The following is a 22448-nucleotide window of genomic DNA, read 5'->3' on the forward strand; positions in this document are numbered from 1 at the left end:
TTGCGCAAGGTGCGCTGACGGAGAGAATAAAGGGGACCTGAATGTACGAGTTCGCCATCGCCTGGGAATGGCTGGCCTTTGCTGTGCGCTGGCTGCATGCCATCACCGCCATCGCCTGGATCGGCTCATCCTTCTATTTCATCGCGCTCGACCTCGGTCTCGTGAAGCGCGACCACCTGCCTGTTGGAGCCTACGGCGAGGAATGGCAGGTGCATGGCGGTGGCTTCTACCACATCCAGAAATATCTGGTCGCTCCCGCCTCGATGCCCGAGCACCTGACCTGGTTCAAATGGGAATCTTACGTGACGTGGCTTTCGGGCTTCGCCATGCTCTGTCTGGTCTATTACGGCGGTGCCGATCTTTTCCTGATCGATCGCCACGTGCTCGATATCTCGGCAACGTCCGCGATCCTGATCTCGCTCGCCTCGCTCGGCATCGGATGGGTCTTCTATGACCTGCTCTGCAAGTCGCCGCTCGGCAACAACACCTGGGGCCTGATGGCGTTTCTCTATGTGGCACTGGTGATCATGGCCTGGGGTTATACCCAGGTCTTCACCGGCCGCGCCGCCTTCCTGCATCTGGGCGCCTTCACCGCCACCATCATGTCGGCCAACGTCTTCTTCCTCATCATCCCCAATCAGAAGATCGTCGTTGCCGACCTGATCGCCGGTCGCACGCCCGACCCGAAGCTCGGCGCCCAGGCCAAGCAGCGCTCGCTGCACAACAACTACCTGACCCTGCCGGTCATCTTCTTCATGCTGTCGAACCACTATCCGCTGGCTTTTGCCACCGCCTTCAACTGGATCATCGCGGCGCTGGTGTTCCTGATGGGCGTTACCATCCGGCACTGGTTCAATACGACCCATGCCCGCAAGGGTAGGCCTACCTGGACGTGGCTCGTCACCGTCCTCCTCTTCATCATGATCATGTGGCTGTCGACCGTGCCGAAGATGCTGACCGGCGAAGAAAAAGCCGAGGTCGCGCCGGTCTTTGCCCGGTTTGCGGAGAATGCGCATTTCCCCGCCGTCAAGGACGCGATCTCGACCCGCTGTTCCATGTGCCACGCAGCCGAACCGGTCTATGAGGGCATCGCCCGGCCGCCGAAGGGCGTGGTGTTAGAGAGCGATCAGGAGATTGCCGCCCACGCCCGCGAAATCTATATCCAGGCGGGGCGCAGCCATGCCATGCCGCCCGGCAACATAACCGACATGACGACGGACGAGCGCCAGTTGCTGGCAGCCTGGTTCGAAAGCGCCGTCGAGGAAGGCAAGACACAATGACAACGACGCTCATCCGCGGTCGCCTCTTGAGCTTTCACCGCGCGCCAATGGCAATCGAGGACAGCGCCGCCTACACCTATGAAAGCGATGGCGCGCTGCTGGTCGCAGACGGCCGGATCAAAACGTCTGGCACCTACGCGACTGTGAAGGCCGAGGCAGCGGATGATATCGTCGAGATCGATCACCGCCCGCACCTGATCGTGCCGGGCTTCATCGACACGCATCTGCATTTCCCGCAGATGCAGGTGATGGCCTCCTACGCCGCCAACCTGCTGGAATGGCTCAACACCTATACCTTCCCGGAAGAGTGCCGCTTCGTCGAGACCGCCCATGCCGAGCGCATCGCCAGCCGTTTCTTCGACGAAATGGTCCGCCACGGCACGACGACGGCGGCCGCCTATTGCACCGTGCATAAGGCATCCGCCGACGCCTTCTTCGCCGAGGCGCTACGCCGCGACATGCGCATGATCGCCGGCAAGGTGATGATGGACCGCAATGCCCCGCAGGGGCTGCTCGATACGCCGCAGATGGGCTACGACGAGACCCGCGCGGTAATCCGCGACTGGCACGGCAAGGGCCGCAACCATGTCGCCATCACTCCGCGCTTTGCCATCACCTCGACGCCGGAGCAGATGGACGTCGCAAAATCGCTGGTGCATGAGTTTCCCGACCTGCATGTCCAGACACATCTGTCGGAAAACCGCGACGAGATCGCCTTTACCTGCGAACTCTATCCGGAAGCCACCGATTATACCGACGTCTACGCCCGTTATGGGCTGCTTGGGCCGAAGAGCCTGTTCGGCCACTGCATCCACCTCTCAGACCGCGAGGCGGACGTGATGTACGAGACGGGATCGGTCGCGGTCTTCTGCCCGACATCCAACCTCTTCCTCGGCTCGGGCCTTTTCCCGTTGCGGGCGCTCAACCGGCGCGAAAAGCCGGTACGCACCTCGGTCGCCTCGGATATCGGCGGCGGCACCAGCTATTCGATGCTGAAGACGCTCGACGAGGCCTACAAGATCCTGCAACTGCAGGGCGAGCGGCTGAACCCGTTCGACAGCTTCTTCATGATGACCCGCGGCAACGCCGAGGCGCTGTCGCTGGTCGATCGCATCGGCACGCTCGAGGCCGGCACCGACGCCGACTTCATCGTGCTCAACATGGCGGCAACACCGGCGATGGCGCTGCGCGCCGAAGTGGTCAACTCACTCGCCGATGAACTTTTCCTGCTCCAGACCATGGGCGACGACCGCGCGATCGTCGAGACCTATGTGGCGGGAAAACCGGCCAAGGCGGCACTCGCTGCTGCCTGACTTCACCGTCATTGGCAAAGAGGTCAAAAAAATTGACCTCTTTGCGTCCGCGCTATTAACAAGCCTCCGGCAAACATGGTAAGGCCTCGGTAGTCATCCCAAGAGTTGGGTGCGGAAAAGTGTCCGCGGCTTTCCGCCCGCATCCCGCTCTAACCTGTGTTTCAGATGAAGGCCGTTTCCATGACGCAAATCCTCGAAATCAGCGACCTCAAGGCCCTTGCCAAGCGCCGCGTACCGAAGCTCTTCTTCGATTACGCCGACAGCGGCGCCTGGACCGAGGGCACCTATCGCGCCAACGAGGAAGACTTCGCCAAGGTGAAGCTGCGCCAGCGGGTGCTGGTCGACATGACCAACCGCTCGCTGGAAACGACCATGATCGGCCAGAAAGTGTCGATGCCGGTGGCGCTGGCGCCGACGGGGCTGACCGGCATGCAGCACGCCGATGGCGAGATGCTGGCAGCCCAGGCGGCCGAAGCCTTTGGCGTTCCCTTCACGTTGTCGACCATGAGCATCTGCTCAATCGAGGATGTCGCGTCGGTCACAACCAAGCCCTTCTGGTTCCAGCTCTACGTCATGCGCGAGCGCGAGTTCGTGCTGAACCTCATCGACCGGGCCAAGGCCGCCAAGTGCTCGGCACTGGTGCTGACGCTCGACCTGCAGATCCTCGGCCAGCGCCACAAGGACCTGCGCAACAGCCTGTCGGCCCCGCCGAAGCTGACCCCCAAGCATCTCTGGCAGATGGCGACACGTCCCGGCTGGTGCATGAAGATGCTCGGCACCAACCGCCGCACCTTCCGCAATATCGTCGGCCACGCCAAGAGCGTCACCGACCTGTCCTCGCTCGGCGCCTGGACGGCAGAACAGTTCGACCCGCAACTCTCGTGGAAGGACGTCGAATGGATCAAGGAGCGCTGGGGCGGTCCGCTGATCCTGAAGGGCATTCTCGATCCGGAAGACGCCAAGATGGCGGCGGCGACCGGCGCCGACGCGATCATCGTCTCCAACCACGGCGGCCGCCAGCTCGATGGCGCCCATTCCTCGATCAGCATGCTGCCGCGCATCGTCGATGCGGTCGGCCACCAGATCGAGGTGCATCTCGATGGCGGCATCCGCTCCGGCCAGGACGTGCTGAAGGCCGTCGCCATGGGCGCCAAGGGCACCTATATCGGCCGCCCCTTCCTCTACGGCCTCGGCGCCATGGGGAAGGAAGGCGTGACCAAGGCGCTGGAAATCATCCGCAAGGAGATGGACATCACCATGGCGCTCTGCGGCAAGCGCGATATCAACGACGTCAACCGCGACATTCTCGCGGATTGATCGAGCGCGCCAACCGGCGAAGCCGGATTGCCTGAAAAGGGCGGCTTCGCGGCCGGCCTCCAACACGTGTGTGGAATGCCTGCAGTTCCAAATTGGTCGCATAAACTAAACGTATGCGATCGTTTCTTGCGGCGAACCGTCCTTTGAGACGGGCGGTTCAGTCGTAAGCTTCAGGATTGATGCAGGTCGCCTTTACAGCGCCGCGCGTCAAATATGACGCGCAAAGGACGCTGTATCGCTTCAAACTTGCTGCATAATTCTATCCTCAAATCGGATCAGATTTGAGGAATTATGCAGTAGATCCAAGAGTTTGCGGCTCTCCGATCTCTATTGCGTGCCCGTCGGGATCATAAAAACGGAACACCCGCTGTCCCCAGGCTTGCCGCTCAATCGGGTGGATCAGCTCCACCTGCGGCGCAATGCTTTCGAAGGCCGCTTCGATATTCTCATGCTCGAAGTAGAGCAGCAGGTTCCCTCGCCCATAGGGTTCTTCCGCGGGACCGACTTCCCGCCAGACTGTTTGTTCCAGCGAACGACCCTCGTGGATCGCAAAACCGGTCTCGAAGAGAACGAAGTTTCCGAAGTCCTTCAACACCGTCAGACCGAGTGTCTCCCGGTAAAAGTCCCTGGATCGATCGATGTCGCGGACGAAAGGGATCGGATTGATGAAACGCATCGAATTCCCCTCGTGAGTCTCAAAATCGTCTCACACAATCCCGATCAAGGCGACGGTTTTCGACTGAATTTTACGCCGCGAACACTCATCCACCCACGCTCAGCTGCCGCGATAGGTCGAGTAGCCGTAGGGCGAAAGAAGCAGCGGCACGTGATAATGGCTGGCCGGATCGGCAATGCCGAAGCGCAGCGGGATCAGGTCGAGGAAGGCAGGCTCCGGCAGGTCCGCACCGACACGACGAAGATAGTCGCCGGCGTGGAAGACCAACTCGTAGCTGCCCGCCATGAAGCCGATGCCTTCGACCATGGGCCCATCGACGCGTCCGTCGCTGTTGGTATGAACGGTGCGGATCAGTTGCCGCTCGTCGCCTTCGAGCCAAAAGAGGTCGATGCGCAAGCCTTCGGCCGGCGTGCCGAGCGCAGTGTCGAGGACATGGGTGGTCAGGCGGCCGGTGCTGCTCATCGCTGCTCTTCCTTCATATTGCGCTCTCGATGACGAAGGGCTCGTCGTAGACATATTCTTCGAGATTGTTTCCCGGCCCATCCCGATCGACGACGATGAAGTCGCTGACCGCGCCCACCGACATCAGCGGATGGTGCCAGACATTGCGCCCGTAGTTGACGCCCTGCCGCCCGTTCGCCCGGAACACCCGCGGCATTCCCGGTCGGCCCCCCTCGTCTTCGGCAACGACGACGAGCCAGGGCCGGTCCTCGAGCGGCGAAAAGCTCTGGCTGCCGAAGGGGTGTCGCTCCATCATCGCCACCGCGTAAGGAAAGGCGCGCGGCTGGCCGCGAAAGATATTGATGATGACATCGGCACCCTCGCCGACAACATCGGCACGCGCCAGGCCATGGAAGCGTTCGGTGGTCCCGCCATTGATGTACCGCATCGAAGCCGGATCAGCCTCGATGACCGTGCCGAACGGCGCGAAAGCATCCTGCGTCAGGGGTTCGATCGAAAGAATACGCGACATCAGGCCATCGCCCCGCGGTGCTCATTGCCGGCGGCGTCGGCATGGTCCGGTTCGACTGCCCTCGGTAAAGATGAGCGCAGATAGCGAACGGGTATGTCAGGCATTTTCGTCTCCTGGAAGCATGGATTGCAGCCGCAGGCGGGCGATCTTCTCCACCTGCGCACAGGCGGTTTCAAATTCCTCTTCGGTCGAATTGTCAATGCGCCTTTCGAACGAGGCGAGAATGTCGTTCTTCGTCAGGCCCTTGACCGCGATGATGAAGGGAAAGCCGAATTTCTGCGTATAGGCCTCGTTCAGCGCCGTGAACCGGGCATGCTCGTCGGCCGAAAGGCGGTCGAGGCCGGCCGACGCCTGCTCCGCCGTCGAGTCCGCCGTCAGCTTGCCGGCGATCGCCAGCTTGCCGGCAAGATCCGGGTGGGCGCGCAGCACCGCCAGCCTTTCGCGCGGCAGACCGGCGCGAAAGGCCTGGCAAAGTGCCGAGTGCACGTTGCCGGCCGAAAGTCCCGTTGCGGCCGCCCGGTCGTAGGCCCGTTCGGCAACCCATGGAGAATGCTCGAACACGCCGCCGAAGCGGCTGACGAAGGCGTCGCGATCGGACATCAGAGAGCCCCTTCCGGCTTGTGGTGTTCATACCAGTGACGGGCGATGTCGATGCGCCGCGGCACCCAGACCTTGTCGTGCGACATGACATAGTCGATGAACCGCGCCAGCGCCGCGGCGCGGCCTGGACGCCCAACGAGGCGGCAGTGCAGGCCGATGTTCATCATCTTGGCGTTGCCTTCCTTGCCCTCCTCATAGAGCACGTCGAACGTGTCTTTGAGATAGGTGAAGAACTGGTCGCCGGAGTTGAAACCCTGGTTCGTCGCAAAGCGCATGTCGTTGGCGTCGAGTGTGTAGGGGATGATCAGATGCGGCTTGTCGGCCGTCAGCCCCGCCACCCAATAGGGCAACTCATCCGCATAGGAATCGGAGGAATAGAGGAACCCGCCCTCTTCGAGAACGAGCTTCAGCGTGTTGCTTGAAGGCTTGCCCTGGTAAAGGCCAAGCGGGCGCTCGCCGGTCAGTTCGGTATGCAGCCGAACGACTTCGCGGATATGCTCGCGCTCCACCTCTTCGGGGAAATCCTTGTATTCGAGCCAGCGCAGGCCGTGGCTGGCGATCTCCCAGCCCGCTTCCTTCATGGCGGCGACCGCTTCGGGATTGCGAGCCATCGCCAACGTCACGCCGTAGACCGTCAACGGCACGTCGCGGCTGGTGAACATGCGCCAGAGCCGCCAGAAACCGGAGCGCGAACCGTACTCATAAATCGATTCCATGTTGAGGTTGCGCTGGCCCTGCCAAGGCTGTGCACCAACGATCTCCGAGAGCAGGCTCTCGGAGGCCAGGTCGCCATCGAGGATGCAGCTTTCGCCGCCCTCTTCATAGTTGAGCACGAACTGCACGGCGATACGCGCATCGCCCGGCCAGTTTGCCTTGGGCGGGTTGCGGCCATAGCCGACGAGGTCACGCGGATAGGAAGTCTCAGACATCAAATCACCCTTCGAATTTTCCGGAACGGTATCACCGCCGACCGGATTGTCGAGACAAAATGACGTCGGTGCAGACGGTTAGCGGCCGGCCATCAGCGAGGCGACCATCCGCGGCAGTGGCGGGATAGGGCCTGGCGCAAGCGTCGCCTCGGCTGCCGGCCGCTTGATCCGTTCGGCCCGCTTGGCCGCCGAAATCTTGCCGAGCGGGTGTTGCGAGTGGACGCGCATCGGCGCGCCCGATTCCTGCTCGACGAACAGCGCCAGGCTGCCGATCGTCAGCGGCGGCGCCAGGCATGGTTCGAACAGGTCGCGAAGCGGTGCCTCGATGCGGCGCATCGCGTCCAGATTGAGCGGCCCGGTCAGCATCATGTGAAAGCGATATTCATCCATCACATGAGGATCGCCCCAGCGATGCAGGTTGGAAAATTGCGGCGCCGTCAGCCTGTCGGGGTCGGAGCGCTCGATGTCGTCTTCGCTGAGCGGCGCGCGGAACGCGTCGAATTCCTGGATGATGCTGGCGGCCAGCAGATGCATCGCCGTGCTCGGGATCTGCGGCATCAGTCCCCAGCAGTGGCCGAGCCGGGCCACTTCCAGGCGCTCGATCTCGAACGGCGTCTGGGCGCCGGCAAAATGCATCAGCGCCTTGAGTAGCTGCGCCTCGTCCATATCGGGGTGAAGCCGGAAGGGCGACATCACCACCGCCTGAAAGCCGAAGCGACGCGGGACAGCCGTATGGAAGGCGATCTCGGATGCGGTCAATCCGGAGATCGATGGTAACTCGGTGGGCTCGCCGGAATAGACATTGCGGCCGAGCCAACTGGCGGCAACCGTTGAAAGCGGGTCGGCCATCGGCGGCGTGAAACAAATGGCGTAACGCATGCGCATGCTCCGGAAATCCGTTCTGGCACAGACCCGCGACAATCGATCTCGATCGTCGCCAGGGTGCGCAGGTTCAAAATCTTAGAGCTTCAACAATACCCTCCCCGGGAAGACGCGACGCTCTATTGCCCGCGTCTTAGGTGATTTGCGTGACAGCTTGACGAAGTGGAAGGGGCAATACCACGCGATTACCGTCCGGATCGCGCCCGCAGCTTTTTCGGAACCATCCACCGACCAGCCGTTCCCCTGAGGTAGCAAACAACGATGGAGAAGAAGCGTGACCTATCACAATGCGAACCTTCAGGACGCCGGGATCAAGGAAACCCATGACCTGATCGCCAGCGACAAGGTTGAAGGCACGAAGGTTTATGGCGCCGACAACAAGCACATCGGCTCGATCGAGCGCGTTATCGTGGAAAAGCGCAGCGGTCGCGTGGCCTATGCCGTGCTCGGGTTCGGCGGTTTTCTCGGCATCGGGGAAGATCACTATCCACTGCCTTGGGCCAAGCTGACCTATGATGAGAACCTCGGCGGCTATCGGACTGATGTGACTCGCGAACAGGTCGAGCGGGCGCCGAAATATCACGGCAACGAGGAATACGACTGGAACAGCGAGAACGGACGCCGGGTCTATGACTATTACGGCGTGCCGCCTTACTGGATGTAAGGATCGGGTTTACGATCGTCCCGACATGGCTCCGCCGATGGCGGGGCCGTTCTTATGCCGCCAGCTTAAAGATGTTTCTCGCGAAGTGCCGCTATGTGATTCTGGCACAAGAAGGATCCCGGAATGTCGATCAACGGCTGGCCGGTGATCTCGTCGACGACGAAGCGCGCGAGGCGGTGGGCGATGCCGAAGCTCACCTTGAAGCCGCCTGTCAGGACCGACAGGTTTTCGTGATCCGGATGGCGCCCGGCGATCGGCTCCCGGCCGGTCGATTTCGGCCGGATGCCGGCCCAGCGCTCGACCACCTCCGCCCCGCGCAAGGACGGGACCAGCGCCTCGGCGCGCACCAGCAGCTCATTCAGCAGTTCATCCGTCGACTGCGGATCGGCATATTTGTTCTCGCTGGTGCTGCCGACCGCGATATGCCCGTCGTCATGGGCGACGATATAGACGCCGTCGGTGAAGATGACGGGCAATTGCGGATCGACATCGGCCAGAAGCAGCGCCGCCTGGCCCTTGACCCCCGTGCCGCTCGGTCCACGGAGAGGTCCCGACAGCGCATCGACGAGCGGAAAGCTGTCGACGCCGGCAGCAACTATGCAATGGCCGAAGGCGATTTCCGTGGCGTCATCGAGTTCGGCGCGGCCCTGGCCCGGATGGATTGCTCGAACGCCCGTCCCCTCGACGATCCGCACGTTCGGCGATTGCGCCAGTGCCGCACGCAGAACCGCCAGCATCTGGCGTGGAGAAAGCCGACCGCCAAGCGTATCGAACACCAATCCGCAAGCCGCCGCCTCGGCACTGAGCCATCCGGACGGCAGCTCGTCGCGCACGTGCCAGAAGAACTGGCGGTCGCCTGCCCGCCAGTTGCGCGTCGCATCCTGCTCGTGGCGAAGAGCGATCTCGCGCAGATGCGGCTTCGCAAGCGGCATGATCCGCCCGCTGCGGCGGTAACCTGCCGAAAGTCCGGTTTCGGCCTCGAGCGTTTCGATCTCGCTTTCGAGCGACACCAGGGCGTCGAACTGGAATTGTTTCTTGGCGTTCCATTTGTCCGGCATGTGCGGCATCAGCGCGCCGAGTATGCCGCCACTGGCGCCGGCCCCGATGCGATGCTCGTCGACCAGTTGCACGTCCATGCCGGTCCGTGCTGCCGTAAGGGCTGCCCAGAGCCCCATGATGCCGCCGCCGACGATCAAAAGTTCGCGCATCGATTGACCTTCTCCGGTGGCGGGATTATCGCCATCGCATGACAGGATCCGCCGCAGAACCGAACCAGCCCCCGGCCCATCAAAGCCTCGATTGGCACGAGGGCGATATGCCCTATTCCAGGGAGTTTGGCGATCATTTTTATTGCCGCACCGACGGTCGGCTCGAATGCGGACATGTGTTCCTCGCCGGCAACGGCCTGCCCGAACGCTGGGCCTCCGGCGGGGCATTCACCATCGGCGAACTGGGCTTCGGCACCGGCCTCAATTTCTGTGAAACCTGGCGGCAATGGAAAGCTACGGCGACCACGGACGGCACGCTGCATTTCGTCAGTTTCGAGCGCTTTCCCATGCAGGCGGAGGAAATCTCCCGCGCCTTGTCCCATTGGCCGGAGATCGACGCCGAACGGCTGGCCCTCACCGATCGCTGGCCGGCAACCAACGACGGCAGGATCGAGATCGATCTTGGCGATGGCGTTCGCCTGACCGTCGTTTGCGGCACAGCACTGGAGGGGCTCGCCCAAGCGAAGGAGCGCTTCGATGCCTGGTTCCTCGATGGTTTTGCACCGTCCCGCAATCCCGACATGTGGTCGGAGGAGCTGATGCGGCTGGTGTTCGACAAGACCGCGGCCGGCGGCAGCTTCTCCACCTATGCCGCCGCCGGCTTCGTTCGCCGCAATCTGCAGGCGGCCGGCTTTGCCGTCGAGAAGCGCAAGGGCTTCGCCGGGAAGCGCGAGATGCTGCGCGGAGACAAGCGCTGAGCGAGGCGAGCAGTCGGCGTCCGCGGGCATTTTGACGGCCTTTACTCCACCAGAGAACTGAACTGTCGCAAATGGCAGGGGCATGACCGCGAAAAATCTGCGACAGAAATCCATCGGCAACGCGGTGGGTTTTTCATGAACGACGATCAGTTTCCGGATGCTGCCACAGGTGAAACTTCCTCAGCCCCGCTCGAGCGGCGACGCCGGCCCGGCGGCCGCAGTGGCGAGCGCACACGAAAATCCTCAGGCGGTAAATATCTCAATCTCGTCAACACCCAGAGCAAATCCTCGGTACTGTCAGAAGACGCGCTCGAGGCGATCCATCAGGCGTCGCTGACGATCCTGGAAGAGATCGGCATGGATGTCATCCTGCCCGAGGCGCGCCAGCGCATGAAGGCAGCGGGCGCCGATATCACCCCCGGCACCGACCGCGTGCGCTTCGATCGCGGGCTGATCATGGAGATGATCGCTTCGGTTCCCTCCTCCTTCACCATGCATGCGCGCAATCCGGCCCGCAACGTCGCGATCGGCGGCAACAATCTGGTCTTCGCCCAGATCGCCAGCGCCCCCTTCGTGGCCGACCGCGAAGGCGGCAGGCGCACCGGCAATCAGGAGGATTTCCGCAAGCTGGTGAAGCTCGCCCAGTCCTACGACATCATCCACACCACCGGCGGCTATCCCGTCGAGCCGGTCGACCTGCACGCATCCGTGCGTCATCTCGACTGCCTCTCCGACATGGTGAAGCTCACCGACAAGGTCTTCCACGTCTATTCGCTCGGCCGCGAGCGGAACACCGACGGCATCGAGATCGCCCGCATCGGTCGCGGCATATCCATGGAGCAGATGGAGCGCGAACCGTCGCTGTTCACCATCATCAACACCTCCTCGCCGCTGCGCCTCGACGGGCCGATGCTGCAGGGCATCATCGAAATGTCGTCGCGCAATCAGGTGGTGGTGGTCACGCCATTTACGCTCGCAGGCGCCATGGCGCCGGTCACGATCGCCGGTGCCCTGGTGCAGCAGAATGCCGAGGCGCTGTGCGGCATCGCCTTCACCCAGATGGTCCGGCGCGGCGCGCCGGTCATGTATGGCGGCTTTACCTCGAATGTCGACATGAAGACGGGCGCACCCGCCTTCGGCACGCCGGAATACATGAAGGCGGTCATTGCCGGCGGCCAGCTCGCCCGCCGCTACAACATTCCCTACCGCACGTCCAACACCAACGCCGCCAATACGCTCGATGCGCAGGCAGCCTACGAGTCCGCGCTATCGCTCTGGGCACTGACGCAAGGCGGCGGCAACTTCGTCATGCATGCGGCCGGCTGGACCGAGGGCGGACTGACCGCCTCGTTCGAAAAATTCATCCTCGACGTCGACATGCTGCAGATGGTGGCGGAATTCCTGACGCCGCTCGATGTCAGCGAGGATGCACTCGGGCTCGACGCGGTGCGCGACGTCGGCCCCGGCGGGCACTACTTCGGCACGCTGCACACGTTGCAACGCTATGAGACAGCGTTCTATTCGCCGATCCTTTCCGACTGGCGCAACTTCGAAACCTGGACGGAGGCGGGCCGGCCGACGACCTATGACCACGCCAACCGTGTCTTCAAGCAGAAGCTCAACGAATACGAACGGCCGCCGCTGGACCCGGCGATCGAAGACGAACTCGACGCCTTCGTTGCAAAACGCAAGGAGGAAGGCGGCGTCCCGACGGATTTCTGACGGGACGCCTTGTTACATCAAGATGCGGCATGCGTATGAGAGCATTTCCGCCCTCTGCCTTACGCATGCCCAGACGGGAAACCGCTAAGCACTTTCCCTGCAAAAGCTTCAGGGATAAACGGCCGAGCGGGCGGTGGCGATCAGTTGCTCGATCGGCACAGTGACGCAGTTGCGGTCGATTTCGGCCACCGTCTTCTGCCTTACATTGGCAGAAAGCAGCTTGCGCAAATCTCCGAGCGTCCTTGGCGCCGCGCAGATCACCAGGCTGTCGAAGGCGTTGTCGTTCAGATAGCCTTCGAGCCTGCTGGCCACATCGACGGCAAAGCGATGCTTTTCCTCGCGTACCGGATCACTGCTGTATTCCATCGCCGACCGGCCATGACCGACGGACGAATGGCTGCGTCCCGGCTTGTCGGCCATGATATCCTGGGCGCGTTTCGGGTCGGTGTGAATAACCTCTTCTTCCGGGTGCTGACGTTCGTCCTTCCGCAGGTTGACGCCCTTGACGAAGCGCGCCGTATTGCCATCCGCGGCCAGTATCCAAGTCCGGTTCTGCACGATTGTCTCCCATGCAATGATGTTGCTCGTGGGCAGGCCAGAATAAGCCCTTAATAGAAACGGATGAAGCCCGATCCGGTTCCATCTTTTCCTCGATCGCGCGCACTTTTACGGTGTCATCCTACATGCGCGAGAGATAGGCGTCGAAGCTGCGCTCTGGTGACGACTGGAAATGATCGCGCTCGAGTTTCATCTCCCGGATGCGATCCACCCGGAAGTCGCGAAAGTCCTGGCGCAGCTCGCACCAGGTGGTCAGCAGCCAGTGATGGCCGAAGACGCTGAGGCCGAGCGGCCAGACGGTGCGCTCCGAGCTCTGATCGGCGAGGCTTTCATAGGCCATGCGCACCTTGCGCTCCTCGGCGATCGCCCGGCGCAGGTCACCCAGCATCGGCGGCGGCTTCGGCTGCAGCGCCGAACGGAAGGCGCGGATCGGGGCGCTGCGCAGCCGCGCCACGTGCTCGGGCGGAAGTCCGTGTTCGATCTTTTCCATGGCCTCGCGCGCGGCCTGCGCCAGCCGGTGGTCGCCAAGCATCTGCACGGCCCGCGCGCCGAAGGCCAGCGCTTCGAGCTGCTCGAAGGTGAAAGCGAGCGGCGGCGCGTCAAAGCTCTCGCGCAGGAGGTATCCGACACCGCGCTCGCCGTCGATCGGCGCACCCGAAGCCATCAGGTGTTCCATGTCGCGGTAGATGGTCCGCCGCGCCACCTCCATCTTGTCGGCGATTTCCTGCGCCGTCATCGCCCGGCCGGTCGCCCGCATGAGCTGGATGATTCGAAACAGCCGGTCGGCAGGTCTCATTCGCGTATTCCCATCGCATGTCGATGTAAGGCTATGGCCATAAGGCTGTCAGTTGCACTGTGCTTTAGTCAAGCGGCAATCAACATGGAGCATGACATGACCACCAAGAGCATCCTCGAACTCGCCGTCTGCATCGTTGTGGACAAGCCCGCGGCCGCAGCCGCGCGCCATCGGGCGATGCAGGCCGTTTCAAACTATCCGGGCTTCATTTCCTGGCGCGCCGTCGGCTCGTGCGAAAAGCCCGACATGCTCGCGGATCTGGTCGAGTGGGAAACGCTCGATGATGCCAGATCGGCAGGCGAACGCGTGCGTCGCGACCCGGATTTCGCCCCTTACATGGCGGCAATCAGCGCGGTAATGCTGATGCAGCATTTTGCTGTCGAACGGCAGATCTGAGCCGGGAGAGTACCGAGAGATGGCGGAGCCACTGAAAAACCTGTTGCATCCGGGCGTCGTCACCGCCATCGCAGACCGCCTGAGCGCGGTCTGCCCGACGTTCGACCGCAAAAGGTTCGAGGCGCTTGCCAGCGACAATCTCGAGGCACTGGAACTGATGCAACGATCGCTGCAGATCCGCGATGCGCTCATCGAAACCCTACCGCAGTCCTTCCCGCAAGCCGCGGCAAAGCTTGGCGATTGTCTGCACACCGACGAGAGGCCCGGCCTCAGCGGCTGGACCCTGTTGCCCGTCAGCCAATATGTCGCCGCACGCGGGCTTGGCGATTTCGAGCTATCGCTGTGGCTGCTGCGCGCTTTGACGCCGCACTTCACCTCCGAGTTCGGTATCCGCGTGTTCATCGACACGGACCAGGAGCGGGCGCTCACGATCATCGGCTCATGGGTAACGGACGCCAATCACCATGTCAGGCGTCTGGCGAGCGAAGGCACCCGCCCGCGCCTGCCCTGGGCAATGCGGCTGCCGAAGCTCATCCGCGATCCCCAGCCGATCCTGCCGATCCTGACGGCCCTCCTCGACGACCCCGAGGACTATGTGCGCCGCTCGGTTGCCAACAGCCTCAACGACATTGCCAAGGATCACCCGGATCTGGTGGCCGGTTTCGTGGCCGAACACATGGTGGGTGCCTCGCCGGAGCGGCAGCAATTGCTGCGCCATGCCTCGCGAACGCTTCTGAAACAGGGACATGAGGCAGCTCTTTCGAACTTCGGCTTTGCCGCACCCGCCGGCATAGACGCAGCCTTCTCGCTCGACCGGTCGGACATCGCGCTCGGCGAAAGCCTCGTCTTCAAGCTTTCGGTCAGGCACACCGCGAAGACCACCCAGAAGATCATGATCGACTACGCCGTACACCACCGCAAAGCGAATGGCACGACCTCGCCCAAGGTGTTCAAGTGGACATCGGCGACGCTGGAGCCGGGCGCGACGATCAGGATCGAAAAGCGTCACGCGATTCGGCCAATCACAACCCGTCGTTACTATTCCGGCACCCATCGCGTGGTGATCCTCGTCAACGGCCAGGAGGCTGCCGACGCCGATTTCGAGCTGTCGGTCGCCGAATAGCCCCCACCTCATTTCGCACCTGCGAAAAGATGGACCTTGACTTTTGGGGCCAAAACGACGACATGGACGCAGCGTCACCTTCAGGCCGCCGCGTGAGCGCGCCCTCGGCAACACAGAAAGCCGTGAAGAAGGAAAAGCGCAACCATACGCCGTAACCGGCGACAGCACAGGCGCTTGACGACTTTTTTCTTAACCCACAAGTTCCCAATTCACGCGGGGTTCTTGACGCCAAACGACACCGGAACAGCAGATAGCGGTTCCGGCGAATGCGTTTGGCGCCCCCAAAAGGTATATACATTTGTCCACCTTCAAAGATCTTGGTCTTTCCGAACACATTCTGGAGACCCTGTCCGCCAACGGCTTCGAAAAGCCGACGCCGATCCAGGCGCAGGCCATTCCGCTGGTGTTGAAGGGCCACGACCTCATCGGTCTCGCCCAGACCGGAACCGGCAAGACGGCCGCCTTCGGCCTGCCGATGATCGAAAAGCTCGTTGCCGACGGCAAGCGCCCCGACCCGCGCAACATCCGCGCCCTGGTGCTGGCGCCGACCCGCGAACTGGTCAACCAGATCGCAGCCAATCTCAAGCTGTTCGTCAAGAAGTCCCCGCTGAAGATCGGCGTTGTCGTCGGCGGCGTCTCGATCAACAAGCAGACCGAACAGCTCGCCCGCGGCGTCGACATCCTGGTCGCAACGCCGGGCCGCCTGCTCGACCTCATCAACCGCAAGGCCGTGACGCTGACCCAGGGTCGCTACCTCGTGCTCGACGAAGCCGACCAGATGCTCGATCTCGGCTTCATCCATGACCTGCGCAAGATTTCGAAGCTCGTGCCGAAGAACCGCCAGACGCTGCTGTTCTCGGCGACGATGCCGAAGCTGATCGCTGAACTCGCCGGCGAATATCTGACCGACCCGGTCAAGGTTCAGGTGACGCCTCCGGGCAAGGCCGCCGACAAGGTCGAACAGTATGTTCATTTCGTCCCCGGCAAGGACCTGAAGACGACCATCCTCAAGAAGACCCTGACCGACAATCCGGATGGCCTGTCGCTGATCTTCAGCCGTACCAAGCATGGCGCCGAGAAGCTGATGAAGCATCTCGACCACGTCGGCTTCAAGGCCGCCTCGATCCATGGCAACAAGAGCCAGGGCCAGCGTGAGCGTGCGCTCAAGTCCTTCCGTGACGGTGAGATCCGCGTGCTCGTGGCAACCGACGTCGCTGCCCGCGGCATCGACATCCCCGGCGTCACCCACGTCTACAACTACGACCTGCCGGAAGTTCCCGATGCCTACGTTCACCGCATCGGCCGTACTGCCCGCGCCGGCCGCGACGGCATCGCGATCGCTTTCTGCGCACCGGACGAAATCCGCCTGCTTCGCGACATCGAGAAGCTGATGGGCATCAACATCGCGGTTGCCAGCGGCGAAGCGCCTGCCGACCAGGCCCGTCCGTCCAAGGGACGCGGCGGTCGCGGCAACGGCAATGGCAACGGCCAGCACCGCGGCAATGGCGGCGGCGGCCAGCGTCAGGACGCCCGCCCGCGCCGCGAACGCCCGGCTCGCCAGTCGGCACTGGCTCCAAGCAGCTTTGCCGGTGACGATCTTCTGCGCGACGACCGCCCGAAGCAGGACCGCCGCGATCAGCGTCCGGCTGGCCAGCCCCACGCCGACGGCCGTTCGGAAGGCAACCGCAACCACGAACCCAAGAAGCACCACGGTCGTCCCGGCCAGAAGCCGGGCGAATGGCGCAACAAGGGCCCGCGCCCTGAAGGCCAGGCCGGCGACCGCCGCGAAGGCGGCCAGGGCGGCATGCGTCGTGGCGCCGGTGGCGGCAACCGCGGCCAGCAGGGCTGATCGGCAAGACATTGCCTAGCGCATTTTCAGAAAGCCTGCGAAGCAGGTTTTCCATCAGGAAATGCGTAAAAACAAAGTGATAAGAACGGCGGGTCGCTTCGGCCCGCCGTTTTTTATGCCTGCTGTTTGCGGTTGGTGAGATAGACGCCGGCAACGGCAATGACCGTGCCGATGATCATCGGCAGCGTCAGCGCCTCGCCGAAGAACAGCCATGCCTGCACGGCCGCAAGCGGCGGCACGAGATAGATGAGCGAGGCTGCGCGCGATACCTGGCCGCGGCGGATCAGATAAAGCAGCAGCGCGATCGCGCCCATGGAAAGCCCCAGCACCGACCAGGCGAGTGCCGCAAAGATCTGCAGGTTCCAGGTGACGTGCAGATCCTCCAGCACCAGGGCCAGCGGGACCGTGACGATCAGGGCGCCGAGATATTGAAGCGCTGCGATCGTACGGATGTCGCCGCTCTGGAGATGCCGCTTCTGGTAGAGCGTGCCGTAGGTCACGGCGGCCATGCCGAGCACGTTGATGATGACAGGGAAAAGGTGGATCGGCGTTGCGCCGGTGTCGATCGAAAACACCTTGGGCAGCACGGCAAGCGCGATGCCGAAGAAGCCGAGCACCAGTCCGAGTTTCTGCTGAACGCTGAGCTTCTCGTCGATGACGACGGAGGCGGCGACGGCCGTCATCAACGGCTGCAACCCGGCGATGATGCCCGAGATCGCAGCCGGCACGCCCTGCCCGATCGCCCACCAGACGGCGCCGAGATAAAGCCCGTGCAGAAACATGCCGGAGACGACCGCATGGGCCGCGGCCGACCACGACTTCGGCCATTTCGCCCCGGTCACCAGGCAGAAGCCGATGAACAGCAGGATCGCCAGGGTGTAGCGCAGCACCAGAAACGTCAGCGGATCGGCATAGACGGCCGCATATTTGGCGACGACCCAACCGGTCGACCAGAGCAGTACGAAGATGGCCGGAGCCAGGCGGGCGAGTGTCATTGACCTATCCGAATGGGCAAAGGGAGGTCAGCCGCGATAGACGCGGGGGCGTTGATGGTCAAAGCAATTTTTCTGATACTGACGATCAGCTACTGCATAGTTCCTTAAATCGGAATCGATTTAATGGCAAACTTATGCAGCAAGTTCAAAGTGTTACAGCTTCCTTTGCGCGTCATGTTTGACGCGCGGCGCTGTAATCGGAACCATCAACCTGAGCGACGACAGCGAGAGAGAGACGAAGCCCGGCTCGTACTCTTCGCGATAGTGCAGCCTGCCGGTATCGACCACGAGCCCTTCAGACCCGATCCAGTCAAACATGTGCTGATAATGCGCGAAGACGTCGCCATCATCAGGGTGGTGCATGGCGCTGACGAAACGCATGGCCGGTAGGTCCGCATGGCCAGGGTGACGCGTCGTTTCCGCCGTCTGGGAAACAAAGTCGACGAGATAGCGGAAGCCATCAGGACGGTCGTTCCACGACAGACCGACGAGCGTCGGATGGTCCTTCGGATGGACACGCAGGTGATGCTCCTGCATCTCAGCGATCAGCCGGCGAACGGCCCCGTCGGCCGCCTCGACGAAGGTCCCCTCCCAGAAGGAGCCGGCAATCCGCTGCGCCGGCCTTTCGACGATTTCGAACACGGTGCACCTCCTGGCAAGACCAGAACCGGCCCGCCCGGGACCGGCGCGACTATTGTTAGGGCAGCCGAACCGGATGGCAATCGCCTTCGCGTTCGCCTAGAGCAGATCGACGAAAGCGCGGGCCGCGCGGCTGAACTGGCGGTCGCGATGCGTCAACAATTCGAAGCTGCGCTCGGCAAGTTCGAACGGCAATTCCACCAACCGGCCGCTATCGGCGAAAGGCTGGGCGGCGAGCCTGGAAACGGCGGTGATGAAGGGACCGCTCCCGACGGCCGTCAGTACCGCCTCGTTCGACGGCAATTCGAGTTCGACCTTCAGCTGATCGATATCCGCACCATGTGCCCGCATCGATTGCAGGAACATTGCCCTCGTCCCCGATCCTTCCTCGCGCAACACCCACCGTGCGGCAAGCAGCGCTTCGAGATCGACCGGCCTTCCGGCAAGCGGGTGGCGGGGTGGCGCATAGATCGCGATGCGGTCGACCGCCACGCTGCGATGGTCCAGCTTTTCCGCATCGACCCTGCCCTCGACGAAGCCGAGCTGCGCCGTTCCCTCCTCGACCGCCTCGGCGACCACCGCCGTGTTGCGCACGGTCAGCTTCACGTCGATATGCGGATAATCATGGGTGAAGCGGGCGAGACGTGCCGGCAGCCAGTAGCTTGCCACCGTCTGGCTTGCGGCGATCGCGAGCGTGCCGCGGCGCAGATGCGAGAGGTCGTTGAGGCAAGCGGTCGCAGCCGTCGCGCGCGCAAGCACGGCTTTCGCCTCCGGCAGAAACGCCTTCCCCGCCTCCGTCAGCGCCAGCCCGCGGCCGATGCGATCGAACACCCTGACGTTGTGTTGCGTTTCAAGCGCCGCGATCGCCGCGCTGGCGGCAGACTGCGTGACGTTCATTGCCTCGGCCGCGCGTGTCATATGCAGACGCTCGGCGACAGCCACGAAAATGCGAAGTTGATCAAGGGTCATGGAAAATCAATCGCAAAAAGCGATCGAATTGACAAGAACAATCCGTTAGACTGATTCATCAATCGGACTAGGTTGCGGCCATGTCCAGATCGCATTCCCCATCGGCCGCCCCCGCACCCACGCTCTCTTCCCGCATAGCGCGCATCGCGCCGGGTTTGATCCTCTGTTGTCTCGTAGCACTCGCCGCCTTCGGCCTTGAGCGCCTCGAGGCAAGCTGGACCGGCCGGCCATGGCTGGAAGCGCTTGTTATCGCCATCCTTCTCGGTGCCCTGCTGCGCACCTTCTGGACACCGGGCGATCGCTGGATGGCCGGCATCCGCTTTTCCTCCAGGCTGCTGCTGGAGGCGGCGATCGTCCTCATCGGCGCGACCCTCAGCTTCAAGGCGATCCTGGCAAGCGGCCCGGTGCTGCTCGCAACCATCGTCGGCATCGTCTTTCTGTCGATCGTCTCCGGTTATCTGATAGCGCGGCTGCTCGGCTTGCCAAAGCGGATGGCGACCCTGATCGCCTGCGGCAATGCCATCTGCGGCAATTCGGCGATCGCCGCCGTCGCGCCGGCCATCGGTGCTGAGGGCGATGACGTCGCCGCCGCCATCTCGTTCACCGCAATTCTCGGCATTGCCGTCGTTCTATCCCTGCCGCTGATCGGCGGCTGGTTCGACATGTCGCCCTATGGCTTCGGCGTTCTGGCCGGCATGACCGTCTACGCCGTACCGCAGGTACTGGCCGCTGCCGCTCCGTTCAGCGCCCTGTCCGTCCAGGTCGGCACGCTGGTCAAGCTCGTGCGCGTGCTGATGCTCGGCCCGGTCGTCTTGTGCTTCTCGATCATCAACCGCGAGAGCGAGGCGCATCCCCTGGCGCCTAACCTGCCTGCCGGCAATCGCCGCGTGCGCCTTGCCACGTTTGCGTATTTCGTGCCCTGGTTCATTCTCGGCTTCCTCGCCGTGGCGGTCGCCCGCAACAGCGGGATGATCCCCGACGCGGCCGCCGCCGGTGCTGCTCACCTCGCCACATGGCTCACCGTCATCGCCATGGCGGCACTCGGGCTGGAGGTCGACATCCGCAAGCTCGCCGATGCCGGGCCGCGCGCCAGCGCCGCCGCCATGCTGTCGCTGCTGGTTCTGGCCGGTCTGGCAGCCGCCGCAATCACCGTGTTCGGCCTGGGCTAGCTTCCCAGACACGCCCAAATTTCAAGCATTTGCTTATTTTCTAAGACGCCAAAGTCGGGGCCGATCGGGTGACTGGCCGTCCCCGCCCCATTGTTGAGCATCGCCTTGCCCGGAAGCGGCGGGATAACGCGCCAAAACTTTCTTGTCCCGCGACTGTGCACGCTTCTTGCATTGCATCCAGCGTTGTACTCAAATGGTCAAAAATAAGGGGATCACGCCTTTGGCATTTGACGAAATGATGAATGCGGACAGCAGTCCGCGCCAGCCATATTCGACCTATCATGAATGGTATGCCAGCCAGGACAGAAATCGGCTCATAGCGAAATCAAAGGACGCCGAGAACATCTTCCGGAAAACCGGCATCACCTTCGCGGTCTACGGACACGCAGACAGCTCCGAAAAGCTCATCCCCTTCGACCTCATCCCCCGCATCATTTCAGGTCGAGAATGGCGCAAGCTCGCCCAGGGCATCGAACAGCGGGTCATCGCCCTCAACGCCTTCCTCGACGACATCTACCACAAGCAGGAGATCATCCGCGCCGGACGGGTGCCGCGCGAGTTGATCGAGAAGAACGTGGCGTTCCTGCCGCAGATGATCGGCTTCCGGCCGCCGGGCGGCGTCTACACCCATATCGTCGGCACCGACATCGTGCGCACCGGCGAGGATCAGTTCTACGTGCTGGAGGACAATGCCCGCACGCCGTCCGGTGTCAGCTACATGCTGGAAAACCGCGAAACGATGATGCAGATGTTCCCCGAACTCTTCCATCAGAACCGCGTGCGCCCGGTCGAGAACTATCCCAACCTGCTGCGCCAGAGCCTGGCGTCGCTGGCGCCCCCCGGCTGCAGCGGCAAGCCGCGCGTCGCCGTTCTCACCCCCGGCATCTACAATTCCGCCTATTACGAACATGCCTTCCTCGCGGACATGATGGGCGTCGAGCTGGTCGAGGGATCGGACCTGCGCGTGATCGACGGCAAGGTGAAGATGCGCACGACCCGCGGTTACGAGGCGATCGACGTCCTCTATCGCCGCGTCGACGACGACTTCCTCGATCCTCTTACATTTCGCCCGGAGTCCGCGCTCGGCGTTCCCGGCATCATGGATGTCTACCGCGCCGGCAACATCACCATTGCCAACGCGCCCGGCACCGGCATCTCCGACGACAAGGCGATCTATTCCTACATGCCCGAGATCGTCGAGTTCTATACCGGCCGCAAGCCGCTCTTAGAAAACGTGCCGACCTGGCGCTGTTCCGAGCCGCAAAGCCTGAAATACGTGCTCGAACACCTGGAAGAACTTGTCGTCAAGGAGGTGCACGGCTCCGGCGGCTACGGCATGCTGGTCGGCCCGACAGCCAGCAAGAAGGAGCGCGCGCTCTTCGCCGAAAAGCTGAAGGCACGCCCGACCAACTACATCGCCCAGCCGACACTGTCGCTGTCGACCGTTCCGATCCTCGTCAACAAGGGCATCGCGCCCCGGCATGTGGATCTTCGTCCCTATGTCCTTGTCTCCGACAAGGTGCAGATCATTCCCGGCGGCCTGACGCGCGTCGCCCTCAAGGCTGGTTCGCTTGTCGTGAATTCCAGCCAGGGCGGCGGGACCAAGGACACCTGGGTGCTGGAGGACTGAGA

General features: G+C 62.7%; 23 protein-coding genes. 11 read left to right on the forward strand and 12 right to left on the reverse strand.

The genetic code is table 11. The annotated features are described in order from the left end of the window. Window positions 1-41 precede the first annotated feature (41 nt). From puuD to ASD00_RS07155, 3 genes are all read left to right on the forward strand, one after another. Window positions 42-1280, forward strand: a complete 1239-nt coding sequence (gene puuD / locus ASD00_RS07145) for a urate hydroxylase PuuD (protein ID WP_057205768.1) — start codon at window positions 42-44, stop codon at window positions 1278-1280. Continuing rightward, the gene (gene guaD / locus ASD00_RS07150; RefSeq protein ID WP_057205770.1) at window positions 1277-2593 is read left to right on the forward strand and encodes a guanine deaminase; all 1317 of its coding nucleotides are present in this window, start codon (window positions 1277-1279) and stop codon (window positions 2591-2593) included. The genes puuD and guaD overlap by 4 nt, the downstream gene beginning before the upstream one ends. A 180-nt stretch (window positions 2594-2773) precedes the next feature. After that, window positions 2774-3910 (forward strand): alpha-hydroxy acid oxidase, encoded by a 1137-nt coding sequence (locus tag ASD00_RS07155; RefSeq protein ID WP_025428016.1) that lies wholly within the window; start codon window positions 2774-2776, stop codon window positions 3908-3910. A gap of 289 nt (window positions 3911-4199) precedes the next feature. Here ASD00_RS07155 and ASD00_RS07160 read toward each other — a convergent pair whose 3' ends face one another. The 6 genes from ASD00_RS07160 to ASD00_RS07185 form a co-directional block, all read right to left on the reverse strand. Continuing rightward, window positions 4200-4586 carry a VOC family protein gene (locus ASD00_RS07160; protein ID WP_025428017.1) on the reverse strand — a complete coding sequence of 129 codons (387 nt, stop codon included), beginning with the start codon at window positions 4584-4586 and terminating at the stop codon, window positions 4200-4202. A gap of 99 nt (window positions 4587-4685) precedes the next feature. Continuing rightward, window positions 4686-5048, reverse strand: coding sequence for a hydroxyisourate hydrolase (gene uraH, locus ASD00_RS07165; protein WP_025428018.1), 363 nt, complete (start codon window positions 5046-5048; stop codon window positions 4686-4688). A 13-nt stretch (window positions 5049-5061) separates the two neighbouring features. Continuing rightward, window positions 5062-5559, reverse strand: a complete 498-nt coding sequence (locus ASD00_RS07170) for an ureidoglycolate lyase (RefSeq protein WP_025428019.1) — start codon at window positions 5557-5559, stop codon at window positions 5062-5064. Window positions 5560-5655: 96 nt separating this feature from the next. Then, window positions 5656-6159 carry a 2-oxo-4-hydroxy-4-carboxy-5-ureidoimidazoline decarboxylase gene (gene uraD, locus ASD00_RS07175; protein WP_025428020.1) on the reverse strand — a complete coding sequence of 168 codons (504 nt, stop codon included), beginning with the start codon at window positions 6157-6159 and terminating at the stop codon, window positions 5656-5658. Continuing rightward, entirely contained in the window at window positions 6159-7088 is a 930-nt protein-coding gene (gene puuE, locus ASD00_RS07180) for an allantoinase PuuE (protein ID WP_025428021.1), read from the reverse strand. The genes uraD and puuE overlap by 1 nt, the downstream gene beginning before the upstream one ends. A gap of 78 nt (window positions 7089-7166) precedes the next feature. Further along, window positions 7167-7967, reverse strand: a complete 801-nt coding sequence (locus ASD00_RS07185) for a DUF1045 domain-containing protein (RefSeq protein WP_057205771.1) — start codon at window positions 7965-7967, stop codon at window positions 7167-7169. A 277-nt stretch (window positions 7968-8244) separates the two neighbouring features. Here ASD00_RS07185 and ASD00_RS07190 point away from each other — a divergent pair, with 277 nt between their 5' ends. Further along, window positions 8245-8634 carry a PRC-barrel domain-containing protein gene (locus ASD00_RS07190; RefSeq protein ID WP_057205773.1) on the forward strand — a complete coding sequence of 130 codons (390 nt, stop codon included), beginning with the start codon at window positions 8245-8247 and terminating at the stop codon, window positions 8632-8634. Window positions 8635-8699: 65 nt separating this feature from the next. Here the strand turns inward: ASD00_RS07190 and ASD00_RS07195 are convergent, their stop codons facing one another. Then, window positions 8700-9842: an FAD-binding oxidoreductase gene (locus ASD00_RS07195; RefSeq protein WP_057205775.1), complete on the reverse strand. Its 1143-nt coding sequence runs from the start codon at window positions 9840-9842 to the stop codon at window positions 8700-8702. A 38-nt stretch (window positions 9843-9880) separates the two neighbouring features. Here ASD00_RS07195 and mnmD point away from each other — a divergent pair, with 38 nt between their 5' ends. After that, window positions 9881-10600: a tRNA (5-methylaminomethyl-2-thiouridine)(34)-methyltransferase MnmD gene (gene mnmD, locus ASD00_RS07200; protein WP_025428025.1), complete on the forward strand. Its 720-nt coding sequence runs from the start codon at window positions 9881-9883 to the stop codon at window positions 10598-10600. 135 nt (window positions 10601-10735) lie between these two features. Next, a complete protein-coding gene (locus ASD00_RS07205; protein WP_057205777.1) occupies window positions 10736-12322 on the forward strand; it encodes a trimethylamine methyltransferase family protein in 1587 nt (528 codons plus the stop codon). A gap of 108 nt (window positions 12323-12430) precedes the next feature. On the opposite strand, the gene ASD00_RS07210 is transcribed toward ASD00_RS07205, so the two are convergent. Together ASD00_RS07210 and ASD00_RS07215 are read right to left on the reverse strand one after the other, a co-directional pair. Then, complete coding sequence (locus tag ASD00_RS07210) at window positions 12431-12880, reverse strand: host attachment protein (protein ID WP_025428027.1); 450 nt, start codon at window positions 12878-12880, stop codon at window positions 12431-12433. Between the two features lie 121 nt (window positions 12881-13001). After that, entirely contained in the window at window positions 13002-13676 is a 675-nt protein-coding gene (locus ASD00_RS07215; RefSeq protein ID WP_025428028.1) for a YafY family protein, read from the reverse strand. Between the two features lie 96 nt (window positions 13677-13772). Here ASD00_RS07215 and ASD00_RS07220 point away from each other — a divergent pair, with 96 nt between their 5' ends. The 3 genes from ASD00_RS07220 to ASD00_RS07230 all read left to right on the forward strand — a co-directional run bounded on the left by ASD00_RS07220 (window position 13773) and on the right by ASD00_RS07230 (window position 17044). After that, the gene (locus ASD00_RS07220; protein ID WP_057205779.1) at window positions 13773-14072 is read left to right on the forward strand and encodes a hypothetical protein; all 300 of its coding nucleotides are present in this window, start codon (window positions 13773-13775) and stop codon (window positions 14070-14072) included. Between the two features lie 19 nt (window positions 14073-14091). Further along, window positions 14092-15195: a DNA alkylation repair protein gene (locus ASD00_RS07225; protein ID WP_057205781.1), complete on the forward strand. Its 1104-nt coding sequence runs from the start codon at window positions 14092-14094 to the stop codon at window positions 15193-15195. 298 nt (window positions 15196-15493) lie between these two features. Further along, complete coding sequence (locus ASD00_RS07230) at window positions 15494-17044, forward strand: DEAD/DEAH box helicase (RefSeq protein WP_025428030.1); 1551 nt, start codon at window positions 15494-15496, stop codon at window positions 17042-17044. A 113-nt stretch (window positions 17045-17157) separates the two neighbouring features. On the opposite strand, the gene ASD00_RS07235 is transcribed toward ASD00_RS07230, so the two are convergent. The 3 genes from ASD00_RS07235 to ASD00_RS07245 form a co-directional block, all read right to left on the reverse strand. Then, window positions 17158-18039: a DMT family transporter gene (locus ASD00_RS07235; protein ID WP_038576343.1), complete on the reverse strand. Its 882-nt coding sequence runs from the start codon at window positions 18037-18039 to the stop codon at window positions 17158-17160. 153 nt (window positions 18040-18192) lie between these two features. Next, entirely contained in the window at window positions 18193-18681 is a 489-nt protein-coding gene (locus ASD00_RS07240) for a GyrI-like domain-containing protein (RefSeq protein WP_057205783.1), read from the reverse strand. A gap of 96 nt (window positions 18682-18777) precedes the next feature. Beyond that, on the reverse strand, window positions 18778-19647 hold the full coding sequence (locus ASD00_RS07245) for a LysR family transcriptional regulator (protein WP_057205785.1): 870 nt from the start codon (window positions 19645-19647) through the stop codon (window positions 18778-18780). An 80-nt stretch (window positions 19648-19727) separates the two neighbouring features. Here ASD00_RS07245 and ASD00_RS07250 point away from each other — a divergent pair, with 80 nt between their 5' ends. Together ASD00_RS07250 and ASD00_RS07255 are read left to right on the forward strand one after the other, a co-directional pair. Continuing rightward, on the forward strand, window positions 19728-20816 hold the full coding sequence (locus tag ASD00_RS07250; protein WP_081788880.1) for a putative sulfate exporter family transporter: 1089 nt from the start codon (window positions 19728-19730) through the stop codon (window positions 20814-20816). Between the two features lie 235 nt (window positions 20817-21051). Next, window positions 21052-22446, forward strand: coding sequence for a circularly permuted type 2 ATP-grasp protein (locus tag ASD00_RS07255; protein WP_081788908.1), 1395 nt, complete (start codon window positions 21052-21054; stop codon window positions 22444-22446). The last annotated feature ends 2 nt before the right edge of the window (window positions 22447-22448 follow it).

Origin of the sequence: Ensifer sp. Root31 (assembly GCF_001424825.1) — a bacterium.
GTDB lineage: Bacteria > Pseudomonadota > Alphaproteobacteria > Rhizobiales > Rhizobiaceae > Ensifer > Ensifer canadensis.

Coding starts and splice junctions, on each gene's coding strand:
- puuD (WP_057205768.1), top strand. CDS start 42: ATGTACGAGTTCGCCATCGCCTGGGAATGGCTGGCCTTTGCTGTGCGC.
- guaD (WP_057205770.1), top strand. CDS start 1,277: ATGACAACGACGCTCATCCGCGGTCGCCTCTTGAGCTTTCACCGCGCG.
- ASD00_RS07155 (WP_025428016.1), top strand. CDS start 2,774: ATGACGCAAATCCTCGAAATCAGCGACCTCAAGGCCCTTGCCAAGCGC.
- ASD00_RS07160 (WP_025428017.1), bottom strand. CDS start 4,586: ATGCGTTTCATCAATCCGATCCCTTTCGTCCGCGACATCGATCGATCC.
- uraH (WP_025428018.1), bottom strand. CDS start 5,048: ATGAGCAGCACCGGCCGCCTGACCACCCATGTCCTCGACACTGCGCTC.
- ASD00_RS07170 (WP_025428019.1), bottom strand. CDS start 5,559: ATGTCGCGTATTCTTTCGATCGAACCCCTGACGCAGGATGCTTTCGCG.
- uraD (WP_025428020.1), bottom strand. CDS start 6,159: ATGTCCGATCGCGACGCCTTCGTCAGCCGCTTCGGCGGCGTGTTCGAG.
- puuE (WP_025428021.1), bottom strand. CDS start 7,088: ATGTCTGAGACTTCCTATCCGCGTGACCTCGTCGGCTATGGCCGCAAC.
- ASD00_RS07185 (WP_057205771.1), bottom strand. CDS start 7,967: ATGCGTTACGCCATTTGTTTCACGCCGCCGATGGCCGACCCGCTTTCA.
- ASD00_RS07195 (WP_057205775.1), bottom strand. CDS start 9,842: ATGCGCGAACTTTTGATCGTCGGCGGCGGCATCATGGGGCTCTGGGCA.
- mnmD (WP_025428025.1), top strand. CDS start 9,881: ATGACAGGATCCGCCGCAGAACCGAACCAGCCCCCGGCCCATCAAAGC.
- ASD00_RS07205 (WP_057205777.1), top strand. CDS start 10,736: ATGAACGACGATCAGTTTCCGGATGCTGCCACAGGTGAAACTTCCTCA.
- ASD00_RS07215 (WP_025428028.1), bottom strand. CDS start 13,676: ATGAGACCTGCCGACCGGCTGTTTCGAATCATCCAGCTCATGCGGGCG.
- ASD00_RS07220 (WP_057205779.1), top strand. CDS start 13,773: ATGACCACCAAGAGCATCCTCGAACTCGCCGTCTGCATCGTTGTGGAC.
- ASD00_RS07225 (WP_057205781.1), top strand. CDS start 14,092: ATGGCGGAGCCACTGAAAAACCTGTTGCATCCGGGCGTCGTCACCGCC.
- ASD00_RS07235 (WP_038576343.1), bottom strand. CDS start 18,039: ATGACACTCGCCCGCCTGGCTCCGGCCATCTTCGTACTGCTCTGGTCG.
- ASD00_RS07245 (WP_057205785.1), bottom strand. CDS start 19,647: ATGACCCTTGATCAACTTCGCATTTTCGTGGCTGTCGCCGAGCGTCTG.
- ASD00_RS07250 (WP_081788880.1), top strand. CDS start 19,728: ATGTCCAGATCGCATTCCCCATCGGCCGCCCCCGCACCCACGCTCTCT.
- ASD00_RS07255 (WP_081788908.1), top strand. CDS start 21,052: ATGATGAATGCGGACAGCAGTCCGCGCCAGCCATATTCGACCTATCAT.